Source organism: Synechococcus sp. MU1655, assembly GCF_023630655.1.
Classification (GTDB): Bacteria; Cyanobacteriota; Cyanobacteriia; order PCC-6307; family Cyanobiaceae; genus Synechococcus_C.
Genome location: NZ_JAKUHK010000079.1, coordinates 1 through 7,482, shown reverse-complemented (window position 1 = coordinate 7,482; position 7,482 = coordinate 1). Strand labels below are relative to the sequence as shown.

Below are 7,482 nucleotides of genomic sequence, written 5' to 3'. Positions count from 1 at the left end.
AATGGGAGAACCCAGATGGCTGCAGCAACGCACCATCGTCGTTCCAGATGATCCTGCCTTTATCGGTGGTGATGGTGCCGAAGCATCGACTTTCAGGCTGATGCAGTGTCCAGGATTCAGCCCACTCAGGAGGCAGGCTCAGCACCAGTTCAAAATCTTCGCCGCCATTCAGGCACCAGCGATCCCATGCCTCCTCGTAGGGCCAGGCATCGGCGCGAGGGAGGGCATCTCTGTGTAGAACGGCGCCGCAGCCACTGCTTCGACAGAGACTCTCCACTGCAGCGAGTAGGCCATCGCTGCTGTCGGTCCCACCGGCTCTCCAGGGAAGCTGCTCGGGTTTGCAGGCCAACAGGGTCTGAAGGGCATCAAATCTTGGCCACGGTCGCTGGTGGCATCGAATCGCCTGCTCTTTCAGCGCGGGTGGAAGAGAGAGTGGGCTGGGTCGCGGTGTGTCTTGCAGGATTGCCAGTCCAAGTCTGCTCAGCCCATGGGGGCCGCTGCTCATCAGCAGATCACCAGGTCGTGCCAGTGCCCGATGCAGTCGTAACGGTCCGAGTCGTCCAAACGCACTGATCGAGAGCAGCCGTTGGTTGCCGGTGCTGCAGTCACCTCCCAGCAGAGTCCCACCAAACCGCTCGAGGGCTTCTGAGATGCCCTGATAGAGCTCTTCGACCCACCACCATGGCGTGGTGCCAGGGGCAACCAGGCCGACCGTGATCCCCTCGACCTGCACGGAGCCGCTGGCGGCTAGATCAGACAGGTTGGCGACCACAGCACGCCAACCCACATCGGCAGGAGCCGTTGTGGCATCACTGAAATGAACACCCTCCACCATCACGTCGGTGTTCACCAGCAATGCCCTGGAATCAGGGGTTAGCAAGGCTGTGTCGTCACTGAACTGGCCGGGAGGTGCAAAGCGGGCCAGACGTTCCAGCAGCTTTGTTTCTCCGAGTTCGGCCAGCGTGATGCTCACGGCAGCATCAGGCGTGATCTTGGAGTCGATCGGCGCCTTCGATCACCTGGATGCGTTTGATTCCGTCGTTAACGCCCAGTTCTTCGAGCACATCAAAGCCATCCACCACATAGCCGAAGGCGGCATTCCGTCCGTCCACGAGGTTTAGGCCCGCAGGCGTTAGCTCTGCTTCATAGAGGAACAGGAAGAATTGCGACGACCCATCGTCAAGGGCTTGATCGGAATGCGCCCAACCCAGAGTCCCAAGGGTGGAAAAGGGAAGGACTGCGGCTGCTTTGAATAGGCCAACGTCCTCAAATGTTTCGTTGTAAAGGGTGTCGGGTTCGCCTGGAACGCGAATTTCTAGGGGAACGTGTCGCTCTTTTTTGGTCTTTGGGTCCACGTAGCCGATGTCAGGACCTTCCGGGTCTCCGGTTTGCAGGATGTAGAAATCTTCGGCGCGATTGAAGGGGAGACCGTCATAGAAGCCCTTCAGGCTGAGATCGATAAAGGCGCCTGCTGTTAGAGGAGCGTTGTAGCCATCCACAACGGCAGTGAGGTTTCCTTGCGTCGTTTCGATGACCACGGTTGCCCGTCCGGCCAGTCGTGGCAAGGCATCGAATTCGGAGGGAATGTCAGGGAGACGATCGTCGATCAACAAGGCTTCGAGATCACCCACCCGGCTCAGAGTGTCGCGACGGATCTGGATGAATCCATCCCGGTCGTTGGCATCCGTCTCCTCCTGAAGCTTGACAAGGTCAGCGCGCACCTCGTTGAGGAGCAGCTCAGCCTCACTGCGCTGATCCTCAGGAACGGCCTCCAAAATGCTGTTGCCGCGGGTGGCCACCAGTTTCTGGGTGCGGCTCACCGTGCGTCCCAAAGCACTCCAGCGCTTGGCACGCAAATCGGTACTGGTGGATTCCAAACGATGCTGAAGCTCGCGAAGATCCTCTTGATTCATCGGCAATGAATCGCGCAGGATTGCCGCAGGATCCTGTACGGCATTGCCTTGAGGCAGGCCTGCCCAGACTGGTTTGGCAAGCCAGAGGCCAAAGGCGGCTAGCCAGGCAAGAAGCAGAGCGGTCAGACGGCGGTGAGCCAAGGAGAACCCCAGGTGCTGTCAGGACTTTGGCACAGCCGTATGATCCACTGAAACGTTCCGCGGGAATGATCTCCAGCAACGACTTTCGCACCGGCACCACAATCGAGCTGGACGGTGCTGTCTGGCGTGTTGTCGAGTTTCTGCATGTCAAGCCAGGCAAGGGGTCTGCGTTTGTCCGCACCAAGCTCAAGTCCGTTCAAAGCGGCAGTGTGGTGGAGAAAACATTCCGAGCTGGAGAGATGCTTCCCCAGGCTCTGCTCGAGAAGTCGACCCTGCAACACACCTACATGGAGGGCGAAGATTTCGTCTTTATGGACATGTCCTCCTATGAAGAGACGCGTCTGACCGCGAAACAGATCGGAGAGAGTCGTAAATATCTCAAGGAGGGCATGGAGGTGAACGTCGTCACCTGGAATGAGAAGCCTTTGGAAGTGGAATTGCCGAATTCGGTTGTGTTGGAGATCGCTCAGACCGATCCCGGTGTGAAGGGAGACACAGCAACCGGTGGGACGAAACCTGCCATCTTGGAAACGGGTGCTCAGGTGATGGTTCCCCTGTTTTTATCGATCGGCGAGAAAATTAAGGTTGATACTCGCAATGACACCTATCTGGGACGGGAGAACGGTTAATCATGCAGCTCGACCACGATCAACTTCACACCCTGCTTGCCGCTCTCGTCGAGAGCGATATTCAGGAATTCCGCCTGGAGGGAGACGACTTCCGCTTGGAAGTGCGTCGCAACCTACCGGTGACCACAGTGGCTGCACCATTGGCACCAGTGGCATCTGCACCGGTCGCTCCTCCGCCGGAGAGTCCTGCTGTTGAATTATCTGCCGGGACTCCACCGCCTGCAGCTGGATCTCGCTCAGATTTGTTGGAAGTGACGGCCCCCATGGTGGGGACCTTCTATCGGGCTCCGGCGCCAGGAGAGCCTTCGTTTGTAGAGATCGGGACCCGCATTGGCGTTGGCCAAACGATCTGCATTCTTGAAGCGATGAAGCTGATGAATGAGCTCGAATCTGAGCTGGCTGGTGAGGTGGTTGAAATCCTGGTGGATAACGGCACCCCTGTTGAATTCGGTCAGGTGTTGATGCGGGTTAAGCCCGTCTGAGGTCCCAGGCGGCCCGAATTGCTGCCACCATGCTCGTCGATCTCGCCACCCCCTGTCCTGCGATATCGAAACCGGTTCCATGGTCTGGTGAGGTGCGCAGGAACGACAGGCCGAGCGTGGTGTTCACGGCCTCATCGAAGGCCATCAGCTTCATGGGGATCAAGCCTTGGTCGTGATACAACGCAAGGATCCCATCCGGTGAGTCCTGTTGACCTCCTTGCTGCCAGGCCTTGGCAGCGCTGAGCCAGCAGGTGTCAGGAGGCAGAGGCCCGCTCAAATAGATCTGGGGATGGTTTTGCTGCCACTCCTTGAGTGCGGGGATGAGCCAGTTGGTTTCTTCGCTGCCAAGGCGCCCCTGTTCTCCAGCATGGGGATTGAGGCCAGCAACAAGCAAGCGTGGGTTGGGATTGAATCTCAGACAGAACTCGCTGAGCACGTCCAGCTTGCGGAGTATGAGGTCGGGGGTGAGTGCAGTGGAAACCTCTTGCAGTGGAATGTGCGTTGTGGCGAGAAGGGTGTTCAGCCTCCAGCCATGGTTCGGTGAGACGGCTGTGAACAGCATTGAGGCTTGACGCGCATTGTCGAGTTCTGCCAAACGTTCTGTTTGGCCTGGATAGTTGTGTCCTGCGGCATGCCAGGCATGTTTTGCAATGGGTGCTGTGACCAAAGCCAGTGTGTGCGCCTCTCTCACGCGCGCGACGGCATGACTCAGCCAGCGAAAACTGGATGCGCCGCTTTCAGGGCTTGGTGTCCCAGGGGTGATTGGGTCATGGATCGGTAGATCGTCAATGTCGAGATCGCTGGGATCCATCAGTAGGGGGCACTGTTGGGCTTTGAGCCTGGTGTACGTCTGCTCCAACGTTGTTCGGCAGCCAACGACGAGTGGGTTCAGTCCATCGGGTAGTCGAGGGTCGGCGAGGGCTTTCAACGTGACTTCCATGCCGATTCCAGCAGGATCACCGAGTGCAATCACCAGGCGGTCGGTAGCGTCAGAGGAGGGATGAGAGAAGGACATGCTGCGCTGGTTGCTCCTGGGGTTATTGCTTTACGGGTTGGGAACGGCGTTGAGGAAGGGTTGGATTGAAGTTCAGTGGCAGCGGTTGCTCGATGATGCAGGACTCATTGAAACCGGTTCAGACAAGCCGCTTCCGTTGCATGAATTGCCGATGCTTAAGGCTTCGCCTCAGGTTCAGGATTCATCCCGTTGAAGCCTTCAGCCTCGAAACAATCCTTGAGACCGCTTGAATAATCGGGATGCAGAAAGGTGTAGCCCAGCTCGTCTCGCAGGAGTGCGTTGCTCACTTTGCGGTTGTCTGCCCAGAAGGAGAGAGCCATTGGGCTCATCGTGGTTTGGGCTTCACTGAAGGGGATCGGTGCTGGGAGTTTGCATCCCAACAGTTCGGCGGCAAAACGTTGAAGCTCGAGGCGGGAGGCGGGCCTGTTATCACTGATGTTCACCACTGTTGGTCGCTGTCCTGCTGCGGCTCGATGCATGAGATGCCAGCAGGCTCCAGCTAGGTCATCCACATGGATTCGGCAAAACATCTGCCCTGGTTGATCTATAGGAGTGACTTCGCCTGAGTGGACGGCAGCCAAAGGGGACCGGCCAGGTCCATAGATCCCTGGTAGTCGCAGGATCTGCACGGGCAGGCCGCTGTTGCGCCACAGTTGCTCACAGTCCAATCGCTTTTGGCTGCGGAGTTGAGTGGGTTGGGGCTCGTTGGTTTCATCCACCCAGTTGCCATTGCTATTTCCGTAGACCCCTGTGGTGGAGAAATAGCCGACCCATTGGAGTGGAAGCTTTTGCAGCTGCTCTCCCAGACACGTCAGCACGGGATCCGTTCCCTCTTTGGTGGGTGGGATGGTGCTGATCAGATGGGTGACGGAGGCGAGCACGTCTTGGCTGGGCACCATCCCGTTGGTGCTGTCAAAGGGCAGATCATCACTGCCGGCTTTCGGTCGGCGGCGCGTGCTGATCACTCTCGTCCCAAGCGCTTTGGACAATTTGGCGAGATGCCCTCCGCTGAATCCAGCGCCAAGAATGCACAGCGTCGCGTCTGACGGGAGAGGAGAGCAGCGGTTGACAAGATCGTTCAGCATCAGTACAAACGTATTAATTGCAATTTCGTTGTGGCTGATTCTTCCTTTTCACTGGCGCCCTCACGGCATTCCATGCTGCCCCAGAGCCGGGCGCCTCGTCGTGATCATGCACAGGCTCAAGACACGGCGCTGGTTCGTACGGGCTCAGCGCTTCTGGCTGCGGCTTTGGTGACAGGAGCTTTGTTGTTGGCACCTGAAAGGCCTGAGCAAAGCGCCTCCATCTGTCAGCAGTATCACTCTGAGGCGGCCTGTCGGGTGTGGTGATCAGGCTGTACGAAGCCCCCAGCTCTGATCGTCATCCCTCTCGGAGTGAATCTTGTTTGGCGTTTCGGAGCGGAGCGGTTGGTTGTGTTCAGGCTGGGCCCATTGCAGCAATCGCAGGGCAAGGCGCAGATCGCCATCCATCCAGGCGCGGATGGCCATGGCGCGGCGGGGGTCGTAAAAGCGTTGATGTCGATACCACTCAAAAACATCCTGATCAGACTTACGTCCATTGCAGGACAGGCAAGCGGGCACGCAATTTTCGGTGACGCTCATGCCTCCGCGACTCAGGGGGAAGACATGGTCGATGGATTCAGAAGGTTTGCCGCAATAAATGCAGCGTTTTCCAGTGTGGAGATGGATCGATTGACGCCAGCGTCGAGTTCGTAGCTTTGGACAGAGATCTTCAAGGAAAACCGCATCCCTGCTGTGCATCCCAACACCTCGGCTATTGAGAGTCTGACGTGAGGGCATGGTTCGTCAACGTGTCGAACGCTGCATTTTCATGGTCATGCAGGTTTTTGCCGGATCAATGGATGCGTGATTGGCACAGTTATCCACGGGTGCTGTGTGGGCCAGCGCGCTTCGGAGCTGTGTAGAGGACTAGCGTCTGAGTCCTTGAATTGGAATCACGGCTTCATCACCAACAGCATGCACGCTGGGATTGACTCCGTCTGGATTGGTGCAGGCCCGTTACCCCTTCGATGCGGTAACTCATGCGGAGATGCGCAGAATTCGCCCGAGGGGCGTCTGGCGTGGTTCACGGCTGGGTTGGGAATTTCCGCTTGCATCAGCTGAGGGTTTGTTGCAGCGTTTTGAGCGGCGCTTCCGTGTGGATGAGGAGCTGATGCGTTGGTTGCATTGGCATCGTCATCCGCTCCCCCCGCTGCCGCCTCACCGAGATCTGATCGCGCACGCGGATCTGGATCAACGTTTGCGTGATGGCCGCTTGCCGATGCCTCACCAGCGCTCGGGTGCTCGCTGGTTGTTAGCGAGGCGCGGGGCGGTGCTGGCCGATGAGATGGGTCTTGGCAAAACTCTCACTGTGTTGCTGGCGGCGCGAGCCTTGCTGCGTGCCCTGCCGCTGCGTTTGTTGGTAGTAGCCCCTGTGGGGTTGCATTCGCATTGGCGCCGAGAGGCTGCTGCCCTTGAGCTGATGCCGGACCTTTGCAGCTGGGCGCGACTTCCGTCTGAGCTCCCGGAGGCGGGTACTTTGCTGCTGGTGGATGAGGCCCATTACGCCCAAACCCTGCAAGCACAACGCACTCAGGGTTTCCTGCGCCTTGCCCGGCATCCCCGCCTGCGAGCCATTTGGATGCTCACCGGCACTCCGATGAAGAACGGCCGGCCTGATCAGCTTTATCCCTTGCTGGCTGCGATGGATCATCCCATTGCTAGGGATCAGCACTCTTACGAGGAATTGTTTTGTCAGGGGCATTTCCGCGAGCAAGGTGGACGGCAGCGATGGCAAACCGCAGGAGCCAGTCGATTGGACGAGCTGCGTCGCCTGACCCGACCGCTTGTTTTGCATCGCCGGAAGCAGCAGGTTTTGGAACTCCCCCCCAAACGAAGGATGTTTGAAGGGATCGATCTCAACGCTGAGGAGGTCAAGGGTTTTGATTACCGCCTTCGGTTGGTCATCGATGACTATCGCCAACGGGTGGCGGAGGGTTTGGTGCGTTCTGATGCTGAATCTTTGGCGGTCCTCACAGCTTTGCGGCAAATTGCCGCTGAATTCAAGTTGCCAGCTGCGCAACAGTTGATTCAGCGTTTGCGGCAGCAGCACAAGCCGATCGTCTTGTTCAGCAGCTTTGTGGATCCGTTGTTGCTGCTCCACGAACGACTGGGAGGTGTTTTGCTAACAGGCCGGCAGAAACCTGATCAGCGGCAGCTTGCTGTGGACCGCTTTCAATCTGGGGAGACCGATTTACTTTTGGCGACCTTTGCTGCTGGTGG

Annotated in this window: 10 protein-coding genes; 5 read left to right on the top strand and 5 right to left on the bottom strand. The window is 58.0% G+C overall.

What is annotated here, in order from left to right:
- Both thiL and NCN04_RS05430 read right to left on the bottom strand, forming a co-directional pair.
- On the bottom strand, positions 1 to 973 hold a 973-nt coding region (thiL, locus tag NCN04_RS05435), incomplete at its 3' end, for a thiamine-phosphate kinase (RefSeq protein WP_250395415.1).
- A 7-nt stretch (positions 974 to 980) separates the two neighbouring features.
- On the bottom strand, positions 981 to 2,054 hold the full coding sequence (locus NCN04_RS05430) for a peptidylprolyl isomerase (RefSeq protein ID WP_048347618.1): 1,074 nt from the start codon (positions 2,052 to 2,054) through the stop codon (positions 981 to 983).
- 65 nt (positions 2,055 to 2,119) lie between these two features.
- Between NCN04_RS05430 and efp the strand changes: the two genes are divergently transcribed.
- The gene (gene efp / locus NCN04_RS05425) at positions 2,120 to 2,683 is read left to right on the top strand and encodes an elongation factor P (RefSeq protein WP_048347619.1); all 564 of its coding nucleotides are present in this window, start codon (positions 2,120 to 2,122) and stop codon (positions 2,681 to 2,683) included.
- Between the two features lie 2 nt (positions 2,684 to 2,685).
- On the top strand, positions 2,686 to 3,165 hold the full coding sequence (gene accB, locus NCN04_RS05420; RefSeq protein ID WP_048347620.1) for an acetyl-CoA carboxylase biotin carboxyl carrier protein: 480 nt from the start codon (positions 2,686 to 2,688) through the stop codon (positions 3,163 to 3,165).
- Here the strand turns inward: accB and pdxA are convergent.
- Positions 3,152 to 4,180, bottom strand: a complete 1,029-nt coding sequence (gene pdxA, locus NCN04_RS05415; RefSeq protein ID WP_250395414.1) for a 4-hydroxythreonine-4-phosphate dehydrogenase PdxA — start codon at positions 4,178 to 4,180, stop codon at positions 3,152 to 3,154. The genes accB and pdxA overlap by 14 nt on opposite strands.
- Between pdxA and NCN04_RS05410 the strand changes: the two genes are divergently transcribed.
- Complete coding sequence (locus tag NCN04_RS05410) at positions 4,179 to 4,373, top strand: hypothetical protein (RefSeq protein WP_048347622.1); 195 nt, start codon at positions 4,179 to 4,181, stop codon at positions 4,371 to 4,373. The genes pdxA and NCN04_RS05410 overlap by 2 nt on opposite strands.
- On the opposite strand, the gene NCN04_RS05405 is transcribed toward NCN04_RS05410, so the two are convergent.
- Positions 4,336 to 5,265 (bottom strand): SDR family oxidoreductase, encoded by a 930-nt coding sequence (locus NCN04_RS05405; protein ID WP_250395413.1) that lies wholly within the window; start codon positions 5,263 to 5,265, stop codon positions 4,336 to 4,338. The two genes, NCN04_RS05410 and NCN04_RS05405, sit on opposite strands and share 38 nt — an antisense overlap.
- 72 nt (positions 5,266 to 5,337) lie before the next feature.
- On the opposite strand from NCN04_RS05405, the gene NCN04_RS05400 reads away from it, so the two are divergent.
- Complete coding sequence (locus NCN04_RS05400) at positions 5,338 to 5,529, top strand: hypothetical protein (RefSeq protein WP_048347624.1); 192 nt, start codon at positions 5,338 to 5,340, stop codon at positions 5,527 to 5,529.
- On the opposite strand, the gene NCN04_RS05395 is transcribed toward NCN04_RS05400, so the two are convergent.
- Positions 5,530 to 5,961: an HNH endonuclease gene (locus tag NCN04_RS05395; protein WP_048347625.1), complete on the bottom strand. Its 432-nt coding sequence runs from the start codon at positions 5,959 to 5,961 to the stop codon at positions 5,530 to 5,532.
- 289 nt (positions 5,962 to 6,250) lie between these two features.
- Between NCN04_RS05395 and NCN04_RS05390 the strand changes: the two genes are divergently transcribed.
- Positions 6,251 to 7,482: SNF2-related protein (locus NCN04_RS05390; RefSeq protein ID WP_250395416.1), on the top strand; the 1,232-nt coding region annotated here is incomplete at its 3' end.